Source organism: Pseudomonas sp. D4-21, from assembly GCF_051132125.1.
Classification (GTDB): domain Bacteria; phylum Pseudomonadota; class Gammaproteobacteria; order Pseudomonadales; family Pseudomonadaceae; genus Aquipseudomonas.
Genome location: NZ_CP071664.1, coordinates 4,501,062 through 4,517,114 on the forward strand (window position 1 = coordinate 4,501,062; position 16,053 = coordinate 4,517,114).

At 62.3% G+C, this 16,053-nt stretch carries 13 protein-coding genes; 8 read left to right on the forward strand and 5 right to left on the reverse strand.

Features of this window, described 5'->3' with window-relative positions:
* Nucleotides 1–163: 163 nt before the first annotated feature.
* Nucleotides 164–1,540 carry a signal recognition particle protein gene (gene ffh / locus J3Q04_RS20205; protein WP_413794151.1) on the reverse strand — a complete coding sequence of 459 codons (1,377 nt, stop codon included), beginning with the start codon at nucleotides 1,538–1,540 and terminating at the stop codon, nucleotides 164–166.
* Between the two features lie 206 nt (nucleotides 1,541–1,746).
* Between ffh and J3Q04_RS20210 the strand changes: the two genes are divergently transcribed.
* The 8 genes from J3Q04_RS20210 (at nucleotide 1,747) to cmoB (ending at nucleotide 10,985) form a co-directional block, all read left to right on the forward strand.
* A complete protein-coding gene (locus J3Q04_RS20210; RefSeq protein WP_434562471.1) occupies nucleotides 1,747–2,559 on the forward strand; it encodes a cytochrome C assembly family protein in 813 nt (270 codons plus the stop codon).
* Between the two features lie 12 nt (nucleotides 2,560–2,571).
* Entirely contained in the window at nucleotides 2,572–3,810 is a 1,239-nt protein-coding gene (locus J3Q04_RS20215; protein WP_434609749.1) for a CNNM domain-containing protein, read from the forward strand.
* A gap of 303 nt (nucleotides 3,811–4,113) precedes the next feature.
* Nucleotides 4,114–5,427 (forward strand): MFS transporter, encoded by a 1,314-nt coding sequence (locus J3Q04_RS20220; RefSeq protein WP_434562467.1) that lies wholly within the window; start codon nucleotides 4,114–4,116, stop codon nucleotides 5,425–5,427.
* A 150-nt stretch (nucleotides 5,428–5,577) separates the two neighbouring features.
* Nucleotides 5,578–7,992 carry an endopeptidase La gene (gene lon / locus J3Q04_RS20225; protein WP_420764176.1) on the forward strand — a complete coding sequence of 805 codons (2,415 nt, stop codon included), beginning with the start codon at nucleotides 5,578–5,580 and terminating at the stop codon, nucleotides 7,990–7,992.
* Between the two features lie 206 nt (nucleotides 7,993–8,198).
* Nucleotides 8,199–8,591 carry a protease inhibitor I42 family protein gene (locus tag J3Q04_RS20230; RefSeq protein ID WP_434609746.1) on the forward strand — a complete coding sequence of 131 codons (393 nt, stop codon included), beginning with the start codon at nucleotides 8,199–8,201 and terminating at the stop codon, nucleotides 8,589–8,591.
* 2 nt (nucleotides 8,592–8,593) lie between these two features.
* Complete coding sequence (locus J3Q04_RS20235) at nucleotides 8,594–9,229, forward strand: lysoplasmalogenase (protein WP_420764174.1); 636 nt, start codon at nucleotides 8,594–8,596, stop codon at nucleotides 9,227–9,229.
* A 59-nt stretch (nucleotides 9,230–9,288) separates the two neighbouring features.
* Nucleotides 9,289–10,032 (forward strand): carboxy-S-adenosyl-L-methionine synthase CmoA, encoded by a 744-nt coding sequence (gene cmoA / locus J3Q04_RS20240; protein ID WP_434609744.1) that lies wholly within the window; start codon nucleotides 9,289–9,291, stop codon nucleotides 10,030–10,032.
* A complete protein-coding gene (cmoB, locus tag J3Q04_RS20245; RefSeq protein ID WP_420764172.1) occupies nucleotides 10,029–10,985 on the forward strand; it encodes a tRNA 5-methoxyuridine(34)/uridine 5-oxyacetic acid(34) synthase CmoB in 957 nt (318 codons plus the stop codon). The genes cmoA and cmoB overlap by 4 nt, the downstream gene beginning before the upstream one ends.
* A gap of 197 nt (nucleotides 10,986–11,182) precedes the next feature.
* Here the strand turns inward: cmoB and tadA are convergent, their stop codons facing one another.
* From tadA to ptsP, 4 genes are all read right to left on the reverse strand, one after another.
* Complete coding sequence (gene tadA, locus J3Q04_RS20250) at nucleotides 11,183–11,680, reverse strand: tRNA adenosine(34) deaminase TadA (protein ID WP_420764171.1); 498 nt, start codon at nucleotides 11,678–11,680, stop codon at nucleotides 11,183–11,185.
* Complete coding sequence (locus J3Q04_RS20255) at nucleotides 11,680–13,056, reverse strand: multicopper oxidase family protein (protein ID WP_434562457.1); 1,377 nt, start codon at nucleotides 13,054–13,056, stop codon at nucleotides 11,680–11,682. Before J3Q04_RS20255 ends, tadA begins: the two co-directional genes overlap by 1 nt.
* A gap of 165 nt (nucleotides 13,057–13,221) precedes the next feature.
* On the reverse strand, nucleotides 13,222–13,509 hold the full coding sequence (locus J3Q04_RS20260) for a PTS transporter subunit EIIB (RefSeq protein ID WP_434609741.1): 288 nt from the start codon (nucleotides 13,507–13,509) through the stop codon (nucleotides 13,222–13,224).
* 2 nt (nucleotides 13,510–13,511) lie between these two features.
* The gene (gene ptsP / locus J3Q04_RS20265) at nucleotides 13,512–16,046 is read right to left on the reverse strand and encodes a phosphoenolpyruvate--protein phosphotransferase (protein ID WP_434609739.1); all 2,535 of its coding nucleotides are present in this window, start codon (nucleotides 16,044–16,046) and stop codon (nucleotides 13,512–13,514) included.
* Between the last annotated feature and the right edge of the window lie 7 nt (nucleotides 16,047–16,053).

Consider the following 16,053-nt stretch of genomic DNA (forward strand, 5'->3'; position numbering starts at 1 on the left):
GGACTTTTGCAAATGACTTTTTCCGGCGCCTGGCGCGGTGCAATCAAGATTTGCCATAGAGCCGTCATGAAAAACGGCGGGTCAGCTCCCGCGTAGCGCGGGTTTGCTGGAAATCCCCGCTTCCGTGCGGGGCAACGCCGACATGACAGCCGGCGCAGATTCTTTACATTTTCGGCATGCCGCCGCCGGGCAACATACCGCCCATGCCGCGCATCATCTTGGCCATCCCGCCCTTGGCGGAGAATTTCTTCATCATCTTCTGCATCTGCTTGTGCTGCTTGATCAAGCGTCCGATGTCCTGCACCTGGGTGCCGGAACCCATGGCGATACGACGCTTGCGCGAACCGCTGATCAGCTCAGGGTCGCGGCGCTCGGCCGGGGTCATGGAGTTGATGATGGCTTCCATCTGCTTGAACTGCTTTTCAGCCGCGCCCTGGGCATTGCCCATCTGCGCCAGGTTCACGCCGCCGATGTTCGGCAGTTTGTCCATGAGGCCGCCGAGGCCGCCCATGTTCTTCATTTGTTGCAGCTGGTCGCGGAAGTCTTCGAGGTCGAAGCCCTTGCCCTTCTTCAGCTTCTTGGCCAGTTTGTCGGCCTTGTCCTTGTCGAGGGTCTGTTCGGCCTGCTCGATCAGGCTGAGCACATCGCCCATGCCGAGGATGCGCGAAGCGATACGCTCAGGGTGGAACGGCTCGAGCGCTTCGCTCTTCTCGCCCATGCCGATGAACTTGATGGGCTTACCGGTGATGGCGCGTACCGACAGCGCGGCACCGCCACGGGCGTCGCCGTCGACCTTGGTCAGGATCACGCCGGTCAGCGGCAGTGCGTCACCGAACGCCTTGGCGGTGTTGGCCGCGTCCTGGCCGGTCATGGCATCGACCACGAAGAGCGTTTCCACGGGGTTGATCGCGGCGTGCAGCGCCTTGATCTCACCCATCATCTCTTCATCGATGTGCAGGCGACCGGCGGTGTCGACGATGACCACGTCGATGAATTTGAGCTTCGCTTCCTTTATAGCCGCCTGGGCGATGTCCACCGGCTTCTGGCTCAGGTCGGACGGAAAGAACGTCACGCCGATATCGCTGGCCAGGGTTTCCAGCTGCTTGATTGCCGCCGGACGGTAGATGTCCGCCGACACCACCATCACCGACTTCTTCTTGCGCTCCTTAAGGAAGCGCGCCAGCTTGCCGGCGGTGGTGGTCTTGCCCGCGCCTTGCAGACCGGCCATCAGCACCACCGCTGGCGGCACGGCGCTGAGGTTCAGGTCTTCGTTGGCGGCGCCCATCAGGCTTTCGAGCTCGGCCTGGACGATCTTCACGAACGCCTGGCCCGGGGTCAGGCTGCGGGACACTTCGGTGCCGACGGCGCGTTCCTTCACCGAATTGACGAAGTCCTTCACCACCGGCAGGGCAACGTCGGCTTCGAGCAACGCCATGCGCACTTCGCGCAAGGTGTCTTTGATGTTGTCTTCGGTCAGTTTCGCCTTGCCGGTGACATGGCGCAGCGTCTGCGAGAGACGGTCGGTTAGGTTTTCAAACATGCGCGATCCTTTCAGGCCCAGATAAGACCGGGATAATGGCGGCCCAGACCGTGAAATATGTGCTCGGCGAGCCTGCGGCGTGGGCAGGTCGCGGATTATAGCGAAGAAGCGTGCGACGTACACCTCGCCGTCGGTTGCGGCGGTCTTTCGTGCGGTAGGGGTTCTATGCCAAACTCAGCGCCTTTCGGGCCTGCCTAACAGGATTTATGCTCCCCTTGTCACCCAGCTTGCTTGCAACCCTCGCCGCCGCTTGTCTTTATGCCGCTGCGACCTTCTATCAGGGCACCCGTCTGGCCTCCGGCGCCAAGGCGAACAAGCGCCTGCTGGTCACGCTCGGCGTGCTGGCGGTGCTCGGCCATGCGGTCAGCCTGTTCACCCACTTGATGACGCCGATCGGCCTGGGCCTGGACTTCTTCAACGCCGCCAGCCTGATCGCCATGGCCGTGATCGCGCTGACGCTGCTGGCCTGCTCGCGCATCCCCGTGGAAAACCTGCTGGTGCTGCTGTTCCCCCTCGGGCTGGCCACGGTGCTGCTGGCGCAATTCGCGCCCTCGGGCACCGTGCAGATCATCGACGAGGAACCGGGCATCCTGGCGCATATCCTGTTGTCGATCCTCGCCTACGGCCTGTTCACCATCGCGGTGTTCCAGGCACTGCTCCTGCTGTTGCAGGACCACCAGCTCAAGCACAAGCACCCCTCCGGTCTGATCCGCAATTTCCCGCCCCTGCAAACCATGGAAAGCCTGCTGTTCGGCTTCCTCTGGGCCGGCTGGACCCTGCTCTCGCTGTCGTTGATCTCCGGCTGGCTGTTCGTCGAGAACCTGTTCGCCCAGCATCTTGTGCACAAGACTCTGCTGGCGTGCCTGGCGTGGGTCGTTTTCAGCGTGCTGCTGTGGGGTCGCAACCGCCTCGGCTGGCGTGGCCACAAAGCCATTCGTTGGACCCTGGCGGGATTCTGCCTGCTGATGCTGGCCTACTTCGGCAGCAAGCTGGTCCGCGAATACATCCTGCATGTCTGACGGACGACGCTGATGGATAGGCTGCCCTTGGGGCCATTGTTTGCGGTAATGGTCGTGCTGATCCTGTGGTCAGCCCTGTTCACGGCCATCGAAGCCGCCCAACAGTATCTGCTCGCCCGACGCAGGGCCTCGCGCTCCGGCGACAAGCCATTGGCGAAGCTCAGCTTTCCCTTGGCCAGCCTGATCCTGTGCAACACCCTCTGTCGCGCCCTCGCCGTGGTCATCGGCACGTGGCTGGCTATTTTCACCTGGCTGGAAAACGGTCCCTGGCTGGCCTGGCTCGGCACCAGCGTGGCCCTGCTGGTTTTCGCCGACTACCTGCCACGCACGCTCGCCACCCGTCATCCCGATGCGGTGCTGGCCCTGGGCAACGGTTTGCTGGGCGTTCCGTTGAAAATCGTTTATCCGGTGGCCTGGCTGCTCAATGGCCTCAGCCAGTTGCTGCTGCGCCCTTTTGCCCGCAAGGCTGGCGCGGTCCAGCAAAGCGACGACGAGCCCCCCGCGACGCCGCGTGCCGAGGAACAGGAACAGACCAGCGGTCGGGTGCATCCGGTTTCCGGTATCCACGCGCTGGACAACATCACCGTCAACGACATCCTCGTCCCTCGCAGCGAGGTGGACGGGATCAATCTCGACGACCCCATCGGCGACATCATCGAGCAGTTGCGCCTGAATCGGCGAACCCGCCTGCCCGTGTTCCACAGCGATATCAACCAGGTCGAAGCAGTCCTCAATACCCGCCAGGTTCGCCATCTACTGGCGGATGCGAGCCTGACCAAGGAAGCACTGCTGGCAGCCTGCCACGAACCGTATTTCGTTCCCGAGAGCACCCCCCTGCAGCTGCAGTTGCTCAACTTCCACAAGCAGCAACGCCGCTTGGGCATGGTGGTGGACGAATATGGCGAAGTCATGGGCATCGTGACCCTGGAGGACATCCTGGAGGAGATTGTCGGCGAGTTCGAAAGCGAGCACAGCCTCGACAATCCCCACGTTCATCCCCAACCCGACGGCCGCTTGATGATCGATGGCGCCGCGTCGATCCGCGAGCTGAACAAGACCCTCGGTTGGCATTTGCCCTGCGACGGCCCCAAGACGCTCAATGGCTTGGTGACCGAAGCACTGGAAACCATCCCGGAAAGCCCGGTGTGCCTGAAGATCGGCCGCTACCGCCTGGAAATCATCGAGACCGTCGACAACCGCGTCAGCCAGGTGCTGGTGTGGCATAACAGTTCGGTGCCGGTAGTTCTCTAATCACCGCACCGTGGCGAGGGAGCTTGCTCCCTCGCTACAAAAGCTCAGCGCATGTTCCAAATTGTGTGCGGGCTCACTTGTTGATTCGTTAGCCTCCTTCCTATACTCAAACCGCTTACCCAGCCCCGCCCGAACCTCGTGCCTACCCTGCACCCAGACGGTTCCGGGCCGTTCACCGGTTCTATTCGCTTCAGCCCTGCGACTGTTCCTACCCGAAACAGCGACAGCGCCCACCCCACATCCCTGGGTGTTTGACCATAATAATTCGCTCCAACGGAGCATATGACTGTCAGGGACAACCGCATGACAACCACTACCTGCAACGAAGCAGTGCCTGTCGAGCCGACCAACTCCGCCACCCGCGTGGCGACCGCGAGCTTCATCGGCACCGCCATCGAGTTCTATGATTTCTACGTCTATGCCACCGCCGCGGCCCTGGTGATCGGACCGGTATTCTTTCCGCAGACCTCAGGCACGGCACAGATGCTGTCGTCCTTTCTGACCTTCGGTATCGCGTTTCTCGCCCGCCCCCTGGGCTCGGCGTTGTTCGGCCACTTCGGCGACCGCATCGGGCGCAAGTCGACACTCGTGGCCTCGCTGCTGCTGATGGGCGTGTGTACCACGCTCATCGGCGTGCTGCCTGGCTACGCCAGCATTGGCGCCTGGGCCCCGATTCTCTTGTGCCTTTTGCGTTTCGGCCAAGGGTTGGGGCTTGGCGGCGAATGGGGCGGCGCGGCCTTGCTGGCCACCGAGAACGCCCCAAAAGGCAAGCGCGCCTGGTTCGGCATGTTCCCGCAACTGGGCCCCTCTATCGGTTTCCTGGCGGCCAACGGATTGTTCCTTACCCTTGCCATGACCCTGGATGACGAGCAGTTCCGCTCATGGGGCTGGCGGATTCCGTTCTTGCTCAGCGCCGTATTGGTGATCGTCGGCCTCTATGTACGTCTCAAGCTCCACGAGACGCCGGTGTTCGCCAACGCCATGGCCCGCCAGGAACGGGTGAAAATCCCGCTGGTGGAGTTGTTCAGCCAGTACTGGGCGCCGACACTGCTTGGCGCGGCCGCGATGGTGGTGTGTTACGCCCTGTTCTACATCTCCACGGTATTTTCCTTGAGCTATGGCGTCGCGACCCTGGGCTATAGCCGCGAGACCTTCCTCGGCCTGCTGTGCTTTGCAGTGTTGTTCATGGCCGCCGCCACGCCGCTGTCGGCCTGGGCAAGCGACCGGTTTGGCCGCAAGCCGGTGCTCATCACCGGCGGCCTGCTGGCGGTGGCCTCGGGCTTCCTCATGGAGCCCCTACTGACTCAAGGCTCCACGGGAAGCGTGGCGCTGTTCCTGTGCATCGAGCTGTTCCTGATGGGCGTGACCTTCGCGCCCATGGGCGCGTTGCTGCCGGAGCTGTTTCCTACGCATGTGCGCTACACCGGCGCGTCGGCGGCCTACAACCTGGGTGGCATTGTCGGCGCTTCTGCGGCACCGTTCTTCGCGCAGAAGCTGGTGGCGATGGGCGGCCTGAGCTACGTCGGCGGTTACGTATCCGCTGCCGCGGTGCTCAGCGTGATCGCGGTGCTGTGCCTGAAGGAAACACGCCATAACGACCTGAACCGCGTAGGCTGAAACGCGTGGCGAGGGGGGCATCCCCTCGCCACGCCAACCTGTCGCCCACCTGAATACCCATCAATGAAATAACCGCTGACAATTGCCCGCCATTGAAACAACCCCCTGCCCGCCCCATCTAAGGTCCATACCCCATTGCGCAGGTGCCCCATGAGCGACCAGCACTCTACTGAAGCGAATAACGAATACACAGAATCCGAGCACATCGAACACACCGTTTCCGGCACCGGCCTGGCCCTGCCCGGCCAGAGCCTGCCGGACAAGGTCTACATCATTCCTATCCACAACCGCCCGTTCTTCCCGGCCCAGGTGCTGCCGGTCATCGTCAACGAAGAGCCGTGGGCCGAAACCCTGGAACTGGTGGCCAAGTCCGAACATCATTCCCTGGCGCTGTTCTTCATGGACTCACCCCAGGAAGACCCGCGCCATTTCGACACTTCGAAGCTGCCGCTCTACGGCACGCTGGTGAAGGTCCACCACGCCAGCCGTGAAGCCGGCAAATTGCAGTTCGTTGCCCAGGGCCTGACCCGCGTGCGCATCCGCACCTGGCTCAAGCACCACCGCCCACCGTACCTGGTGGAAGTCGAATACCCGCACCAGCCGAGCGAGCCGACCGACGAGGTCAAGGCCTATGGCATGGCGCTGATCAACGCGATCAAGGAGCTGCTGCCGCTCAACCCGCTGTATAGCGAAGAGCTGAAAAACTACCTCAACCGCTTCAGCCCCAACGACCCGTCGCCGCTGACCGATTTCGCCGCCGCGCTCACCTCCGCCACCGGCAGCGAATTGCAGGAAGTACTCGATTGCGTGCCGATGCTCAAGCGCATGGAAAAAGTCCTGCCGATGCTGCGCAAGGAAGTCGAGGTCGCGCGGTTGCAGAAAGAAATTTCCGCCGAGGTCAACAGCAAGATCGGCGAACATCAGCGCCAGTTCTTCCTCAAGGAACAACTCAAGGTCATCCAGCAGGAGCTGGGTCTGACCAAGGACGACCGCAGCGCAGACCTGGAACAGTTCGAACAGCGCCTTGAAGGCAAGGTATTACCGGCCCAGGCCGAGAAGCGCATCGAAGAGGAAATGAACAAACTCTCGATCCTGGAAACCGGCTCACCGGAGTACGCCGTCACACGCAATTACCTGGACTGGGCAACATCGGTGCCTTGGGGCGTGTATGGCCAGGACAAGCTCGATCTCAAGCATGCGCGCAAGATTCTCGACCAGCACCACGCCGGGCTGGGCGACATCAAGGAGCGCATCCTGGAATTCCTCGCCGTGGGCGCCTACAAGGGTGAGATCAGCGGTTCCATTGTGTTGCTGGTGGGCCCGCCCGGCGTGGGCAAGACCAGCGTCGGTAAATCCATTGCCGAATCCCTCGGGCGGCCGTTCTATCGCTTCAGCGTCGGCGGCATGCGCGACGAAGCCGAAATCAAGGGTCACCGGCGCACCTACATCGGGGCCCAGCCGGGCAAGCTGGTGCAGGCGCTCAAGGACGTCGAAGTGATGAACCCGGTGATCATGCTCGACGAAATCGACAAGATGGGCCAGAGCTACCAGGGCGACCCAGCGTCCGCGCTGCTGGAAACTCTCGACCCCGAGCAGAATGTCGAATTCCTCGATCATTACCTGGACATGCGCCTGGACCTGTCGAAAGTGCTCTTTGTGTGCACCGCCAACACCCTCGACTCGATCCCCGGCCCGCTGCTGGACCGCATGGAAGTCATTCGCCTGTCGGGCTACATCACCGAAGAGAAGGTTGCCATCGCCAAGCGTCACTTGTGGCCCAAGCAACTGGCCAAGGCCGGCGTGTCCAAGGGCAGCCTGAGCATCAACGATAGCGCCCTGAAGGCCCTGATCGACGGCTACGCCCGTGAAGCCGGGGTACGCCAGTTGGAGAAACAACTGGGCAAACTGGTGCGCAAGGCCGTGATGAAACTGATCGAAGATCCAAAAGCCGTGATCAAGCTCGGGCCCAAGGATCTCGAAGCCTCCCTGGGCAAACCGGTATTTCGCAACGAGCAGGTGCTGTCTGGCGTCGGGGTCATCACCGGCCTGGCCTGGACCAGCATGGGCGGCGCCACGTTGCCGATCGAGGCAACGCGGATCCACACTCTCAATCGCGGCTTCAAGCTCACCGGGCAACTGGGCGAGGTGATGAAGGAGTCTGCGGAGATAGCCCACAGCTACGTCAGCTCCCACCTGAAGCAATTCGGTGGCGATCCGAAGTTCTTTGACGAGGCCTTCGTGCACCTGCACGTACCGGAAGGCGCCACGCCCAAGGACGGCCCGAGTGCCGGCGTGACCATGGCCAGCGCCTTGCTGTCCCTTGCGCGCAACCAGCCGGCGAAGAAAGGCGTGGCCATGACTGGCGAATTGACACTTACCGGCCACGTCCTGCCGATTGGCGGCGTACGCGAAAAGGTCATCGCGGCGCGCCGGCAGAAAATCAATGAGTTGATCCTGCCGGAAGCCAACCGTGGCAACTTCGAGGAGCTGCCGGACTATCTGAAGGAAGGCGTCACGGTGCACTTCGCCAAGCGGTTTGCGGACGTGGTGAAGGTGTTGTTCTGATCGTTCTGCAGTGACTGCATTGGCCTCATCGCTAGCAGGCCCGCTCCCCCGGGGATTTGTGGTGTTCACGGTATGTGATTCGCAACGAACCCTTGTAGGAGCGAGCCTGCTCGCGAAGGCGTCATTTGCACCAGCACATGTCCAGCTGACACACCCAGTAGCATCTTCGGTTATGCTCGCCGTTCGTCGTGAATGCCGGAGCCCTTATGTCCCTCACCCGCCTGCTTGTCCCCGTCAGCCTCGCCTTGCTGAGCGCCTGCGCCACACAGCCGAAACACAATGTGACGGTGGAAAAACAGAGCCAATGCCCGGTGCAGCTCAAAAACGGGCAGAACCTGATCCTGAGTTTGCCGAGCAATCCCACCACCGGCTATCGCTGGAGCATCCAGGATTCGGCCGGCGGTGTTCTCAAAGGCCTCGGCCCAGAGGTTTACCGTAACCCGGAAGACGCCGGCATCGTCGGCGCCGCCGGTGTCTCGACTTGGCGCTTCCAGGCGTTCGACACCGGCACCGGGCGCTTGCGCCTGACTTATCAACAGCCATGGGCACCCGAAGTGCCACCCGTGGAAACGTTTGACTGCGCTATTTCGGTGAAATGACTGTGGGTTGGCTGATCCTCGCGCTGATGGGTGCGGCCACCTTTCTATATGGCCTGAGCGTGCATGCCACGTTGCTGTGCCTGCTGGTCAAGCCGATGCCGGTGCTGGCCCTGCTGGGCTGGCTGCACGACGCGCCGCCGGGCGAATACCGACGCTGGATAAGCCTGGGCCTGATATTTTCAGTGGTGGGCGACGTATTGCTGGCCTGGCCAGGAGATTTGTTTGTATTGGGGCTCGGCGCTTTTTTGTTGGCGCACCTGGCCTATTTGAAAGCCTACCTCAGTGACTGCCGCCGCCCGGCGCTCATGCCGTTGACGATTGCCTTGTTCATTGGCGCCTTGCTGTTGGGAATATTGGTGTCGAACGGCCTCGGGCCGCTGCTGGTGCCGGTGGTCGTCTATGGCTTGGTCATCAGCGCTATGCTCTGGAGGGCCCTGGCGCGCTTGGGGACCGAGGTGCCGAAACGCTCGGCCCTGCTCGCAGCCGTTGGAGCGCTGGGGTTTGTCTTTTCCGACAGCCTGATCGGGATCAACCGGTTCGTGGCGCCGTTCCATGCCGCGCCCTACCTGATCATCATCAGTTACTGGCTGGGACAGTGGGGCATCACCGCATCGGCGTTCCCCCGAAAGCCGCACTAAAGCAGCATTTTTCTGGTTAAAATGCCGGCCTTTTCAACACCCCAGCCGCTGGAACCGCCGTGAGCAAAGAGCCCGATCGCCTATTCGCCCAACCCTTGGCCCAGGTGCCCGACTTCGCCTTCAATGAAGACGTGGTGCGGGTGTTCCCGGACATGATCAAGCGGTCAGTGCCAGGCTACCCGACCATTGTCGAGAACCTCGGCGTGCTCGCGGCGCAATTTGCCCAGCCCAACAGCGTGCTTTATGACCTGGGCTCCTCCCTCGGAGCCGTGACCCAGGCATTGCGCCGCCACGTGCGCACCGAGGGTTGCCGGGTGATTGCGGTGGATAACTCTTCGGCCATGGTCGAGCGCTGCCGCGAATACCTCAACGGCCAGGACTCGATGTTCCAAGAGCTGCTGCCGGTGGAAGTGATCGAAGGTGACATCCTGGCCCTGACGTTTCAACCGGCCTCGGTGGTGGCGTTGAACTTCACCCTGCAATTCATCGCGCCGGACCAGCGCACCGCGCTATTGGGCCGCATTCGCCAATCGTTGCTACCCGGCGGCGCCCTGATCCTTTCGGAGAAGCTGCGCTTCAACGATGCCGAGGAACACGCGTTGCTCACCGACCTGCATGTGGCGTTCAAGCGCGCCAACGGCTACAGCGAACTGGAAATCGCTCAGAAACGCAGCGCCATCGAAAACGTCATGAAGCCCGACAGCCTCGAAGAGCACCGCGAGCGCCTGCTGGCCGCCGGGTTCTCGAAAGTCGTGCCGTGGTTCCAGTGTCTTAACTTTGCCTCGTTGATTGCCCTGCCATGATCGATCTGTCCCCCCTCGCCCGCCATCTGGCCGGCACGCCCCTGGCCGATTGGGCCGCGACGCTGCAAACGCAGCTCGACGTCAAGATGGAAAAGGGCCACGGCGACCTGGAGCGTTGGCAAAGCGCCCTTGATGCGCTGCCGCTCTTGCAGCCCACCACGGTGGATTTGCTGAATGGGCTGACGCTGGACGCCGATTGCTCCGACGAAACCCGCGCCCAAATGCGTACCGCGTTGATGGGCCTTTCGCCTTGGCGCAAAGGTCCGTTCAATCTGTTTGGCGTGCATGTGGATACCGAATGGCGCTCGGATTGGAAATGGTCGCGCGTCGCCCCGCATTTGGATCTCAAGGGCAAGCGGATCCTCGACGTTGGTTGCGGCAACGGATACTACATGTGGCGCATGCTGGGCGCCGGAGCCGACACGGTGATCGGCGTCGACCCGAACTGGCTGTTCTTCTGCCAATTCCAGGCGGTACAGCGCTACCTGTCCCAGCCCAACGCCTGGCACCTGCCGTTCCCCTTCGAGGCCCTGCCGCCAGAGCTCGAAGGCTTCGATACGGTGTTTTCCATGGGCGTGTTCTACCACCGCCGCTCGCCAATCGAGCATCTACTTGCTTTGAAGGATTGCCTGGTCAAGGGCGGCGAACTGGTGCTGGAAACCCTGGTGATCGAGGGCGACGAGCATCAAGTGCTGGTGCCCGAAGATCGCTACGCGCAGATGCGCAACGTGTGGTTCCTGCCATCGGTTCCGGCCTTGGAGCGCTGGCTGCGTCGCGCCGGGTTCAGCGACGTGCGCTGCGTGGACGTGAGCCTGACGACCGTGGAGGAACAGCGCGGCACCGAATGGATGAAATATCAATCCCTAAGTGACTTCCTCGACCCCGCCGACCACAGCAAAACCGTCGAAGGGCTGCCAGCGCCGATGCGGGCGGTGATTGTGGCGCGCAAATAAATCGCCCGACCCCCCTGTGGGAGAGCAACCTACTCACTTAAGGGCTGCCAATCATTGTGGCGAGGGAGCTTGCTCCCGCTCGGCTGCGCAGCAGTCGTAAAAGCTGCCAACCGTTTTTCCTGATGCACTGTGTTGAACGGTTTGGGGCTGCTGCGCAGCCCAGCGGGAGCAAGCTCCCTCGCCACAAGGGTATGTGTTCAACCTTGCGATTTGGCTCTTCGTGTCTTGAAGAACTCACTCAGCACCGTGCTGCACTCCTCAGCCAGCACCCCGCCCTCGAACAGTACCCGATGGTTCAAGAACCCCTGGCTGAAAAACTGCCCCTGACTCTGCACGATTCCGGCCTTGGGCTCCAATGCGCCGTAGACGACCCGGGCGATGCGTGAATGCACGATCAGCCCGGCGCACATGCTGCACGGCTCCAACGTGACATAAAGGGTGCTACCCGGCAGGCGATAGTTGCTCACCGCCTGGGCGGCGGCACGGATGGCGACCATTTCGGCATGGGCGCTGGGGTCGTGGCCGCTGATCGGGCAGTTGAAACCACGCCCGATGATTTCGCCATCCTGCACCAACACCGCGCCCACCGGCACTTCGCCCAAGGCGGCGCCCTGTGCGGCGAGGGCCAGGGCTTCGCGCATGAAATCCTGGTCACGGCTACGATCAATGATCTTGGCGGGACGAATCTGGCGCATCACGCCACCTCGATGGCGGCCATCAGGCCGGTTTCCATGTGGTCGATCACATGGCAGTGGAACATCCATACGCCCGGATTATCCGCCACCAACGCCACCTGCGCCCGCTCGTTCTTGCCCAGCAGGTAGGTGTCGGTGAAGTACGGGATGACCTTGTGCCGGTTCGACGCGATCACTTTGAAGCTCATGCCGTGCAGATGGATCGGATGTTGGTACTGAGTCATGTTCTTCAATTCAAAAATGTAACTCTGGCCTTTTTTCAGCGTAGCGATCGGCCGGTCGGAACAGGTCTTGTCGGTGATGTCCCAGGCCTTGCCGTTGATCTGCCACAGGCTCGGCGGCTTGCCATTGTCGACATTGACCGACACCGAACCGACCCATTCGAAATTGAAGTTGAGCTTCTCGGCATTGGCCAGGTCCGGCTCAGCCACCGGGTTGGGCGGCAATGCCGGCGGCCATGGGGTCGGCGCCTCATTGTTTGGCACCGAACGCAGGGTCCCCAAGCGCACCGGGCCATTGCGCAGCGACAATTCTTCACCGGCCGGCGGAGCCTTGATCGCCAGGCAAATGCGCATGCCTGGCCCCAGCCAGTATTCCTTGCCCAACGGGCGCGGCTCGATGGGGTTGCCATCCAACGCATAGATCTGCGCCTCTACGCCTGGAATGTTGATGCGATAGGTAAGCGTGTTGTCGAGGTTGAGCAAACGCACCCGGGTAATCTGCCCTGCCGGCAGATCGATTACCGCCTGCGGCACGCCGTTGATGGTCGACAACCGTCCAGCCGTACCACCACGCGCAGCCTCGCGGGGAATGCTGAATTCGACGAACTGGCCCTGCTCGTCCACGTGCCAGCTCTTGAGGCTCAGGGTCTGTTCGTATTTGAAACCGGTGGGCTCGCGCTCTTCGACGATCAGCGGCCCCACCAGCCCGCGCCCGAGTTCTTCACTGCTATTGACGTGGGGGTGGTACCAATAGCTGCCGGCGTCCGGCACGCGGAATTTGTAGTCGAAGTACTCACCCGGCAGCACCGGCAGTTGCGAGACATAAGGTACGCCGTCCATCTCCAGCGGCAAACGGATACCGTGCCAGTGAATGGTCGTCGCGACCGGCAAATGGTTGATAAAGCGAACCCGCAACCACTCGCCCTGACGCACCCGCAACTCCGTCCCCGGCGCCGAGGGGCCAAACGCCCAGGCCTGGGTCTTATGCCCGGCCACCAGCTCCACGTCCAAAGGCGCCGCGATCAGCTCGTAGTCGTGACCGGCCTCGGCATCGGCCATTTTCCCCAGCCAGTACCGCGACGCGCCTCCCGCCCCCACACCAACGACAACAAGACCGGCCAGGCCACCGAGTATTTGGCGACGGGTGAAAGACATGAACGCAACTACCTCTGGATCTGCGACGGACCGGTGGGCCCGCAAAAGGCGAATACGATACACCCGCAGATGAGAAACGGTAAGGAAACCAAGATGAAAAAAACGTGTGGGGGCTATCGACTAAGCTTTTCCGACAAGAGGATGAATCAAGCAGCCCCCGAGCAGTCAGCCTTGCAAGCCAGTGATCAGGTGCACCACGCCGTCGTCCAGCGCCATCACCCCCGTCACACCGGCGTCGCTCAACCCGGCCCGATCCATGCGCGCCACATCCCGCAGCTCCACCCGCAGCCGCGTCAAGGCCACGGGCTGATGAGACTTGAGGTTTTCCGCGCCACCCAATGCAGCGATGATGGCCGGTGCCAGCCCGTCCACCGTTGGCGGCTGCTTGGGTTCTTCCGGGACCAGGTCCGGGGTCAAGGCTTTCCAGAAGGCCTGTTGTAGTTTGTCGAACATGTTCAATGCTCCATGGCCAGGGTGGCCGGATTGGCCGCGGATGAATGAGTACGCAGGAGGTCACGAACCTGCTCCGCGCTGTCCTGGCCCAAGGCCTGTTGAGCGAGCGTGCGGCAGTCCTTCAGGTCCCATTCACGCACGCAGGCCTTAATCGCCGGAATCAGCGGCACACTGACCGATAATTCGTCCACGCCCAACCCCAACAAGAGCGGCACCGCCAGGGATTCCGAGGCCAGCGCGCCACATACGCCGACCCATTTGCCATGGGCGCGAGCGGCCTCGGTCGTACGGGCGATCAGGCGCAACACCGAGGGATGCAGGCTGTCGGCCTGGCTGGCCAGGCGAGGATGGTCACGGTCCATCGCCAGGGTGTATTGGGTCAGGTCGTTGGTGCCGATGGAAAAGAAATCCACTTCAGGGGCAAACAGATCGGCCATCAGCGCAGCAGCCGGCACTTCGATCATGATGCCCAGCTTCGGCGCGTGCTCGAGCCGCAACTGACGGACCTCTTCGTCCAGCATCTGCCGCGCCAGGCGCAGCTCCGCCAGTTGCGTAACCATGGGCAACATGATGTGCAGCCGCGCCAGCCGCGAACAGGCGAGAATGGCCCGGAATTGTTCACGCAACAACTGCGGTCGCTCCAGGCACAGGCGAATACCACGCATGCCCAGGAATGGATTGGCTTCATGAGCCATCGGCACATAAGCCAGCGGCTTGTCCCCACCCACGTCCAGGGTGCGAACCACCAGGTTGCGCTCAGGTCCGAGAACCCGGGCGACGGCGCTGTAGAGGGCGGCTTGCTCGTCGTGACCCGGTGGGTGCGCGCGATCCAGGTAGAGCAGTTCGGAGCGCAACAGTCCCACACCTTCGCCCCCTAGGGTCATGGCCTGCTCCACGTCCCGCAGCGACCCGACATTGGCACTGACCTCGATTCGATGACCGTCAAGGGTACGAGCCGCCAGGGCGGACTGTTCCAGGTCACGTTGATGTCGCTGGCGCTGCCGCTCACCCGCGGCCTGGCGCTGCTCGATCAGGGCCTGATCCGGGTTCACGTGCAACTCACCGCTATCAGCGTCCAGCAACACCCGGGTGCCGTTATCCAAGACCAACACGTCTTGCGCCACGCCACACAACGATGGCAAACCCAGCGCACGGGCCAGGATCGCGACATGGCTGGTGGCGCCGCCGCCCACGGTCACAAAACCGGCGATGCGTGAGGTGTCGAGGCTGGCGGTCTGGGAGGGCGTCAATTGCTCGGCCACCAGAATCGCCTGTTCGGGCAGGTTCCAGGCGTTGTCCTGCACGCCCAGGATCAGCTTGAGCACCCGTTGCCCGACGTCGGCCAGGTCCGTTGCGCGCTCGGCCAGTAAGGCACTGCCCAATTGCTGGAATAGCGCAGCACTCGCCTCGGTGGCGGTTTTCCAGGCGAACGCCGCGCTCTTGCCCGCGGCCATCAAGGCTTGGGCCTGCTCCAGCAAGGTGGGGTCTTCGAGCAACTCTTGATGGGCACGAAAAATCTGTGCCTGGACACTGCCCGCTGCCTCGTCCTGCAATGCTTTCAAGGCTTGCGTCGCCTGCTCCAGTGCTTGAACAAGGGCCGCCTGCTCGGCCTCGATGCCGACGCCCGCAGCCTCGATGTCCAACACCTGGGAGGCGATCTGGACCACTTCACCAAACGCCGAGCCGGGCGATGCGCAAACACCCCGCAGCCGGCCAGGCGTCGATGGTTCGACGGCGATGATCGGTTCCAGCGTTAGCGGCGCTCGTACTGTTTCGCCGCACCCTGACAGCAGCAATTGCTCCAGCGCTTCGATGGCCTGCCCAGCCTGGGCACCGGCGGCGCTGATCTGCACACTGTCGCCCTTGGCCGTCTGCAACGCCATGATCGCCACCAGGGATTTGGCGTTGGCGCTGGCTTGCTGCTTATGGAGCTGAATATGCGCATCGAATCCCTTGGCCGCTTGGGCAAACGCCGCGGCGGGACGGGCATGCAGGCCGCTTTCATTGGGCACGACCAGCGGCCGGGAAAACAGCACCGTCCCCGGCTGCGCCTCATCGATCGCCCCTTGCTCACCCGGGCGCACCTGCAACAACGGCACGCCACTCTCGACGCAAGTAGCCTCGTCCACGAGCAGGCTGAAGGGTTCGCCACTGACCACCAGCATCAGCGTCAACAGACTGCGCGCGTGCAAGGCGATGTAGTCGGCATCGAAATCGATCAGCGGCTGACCGGCCTCGACCCGTTGCCCCATGGTCACCCGCGAGGTGAACCCCTTGCCCGCCAGGTTGACCGTGTCCAGGCCGATATGCATCAGCACCTGGACACCATTGTCAGCGGTGATACTCACCGCATGGGCGCTGTCCTGGAGCGTGCCGATGACACCGGACAGCGGAGCGCAAAGGGTTTGCGAGGTCGGATCGATACAAATGCCATCCCCCACCACACGGCTGGAGAAAACCGGATCCGGCACGTTGTCCAAAGGCATCAAGACCCCGGACAGCGGTGCGAGCAATTGCAAGGATTGCGTTGTGTTCATGACTTCA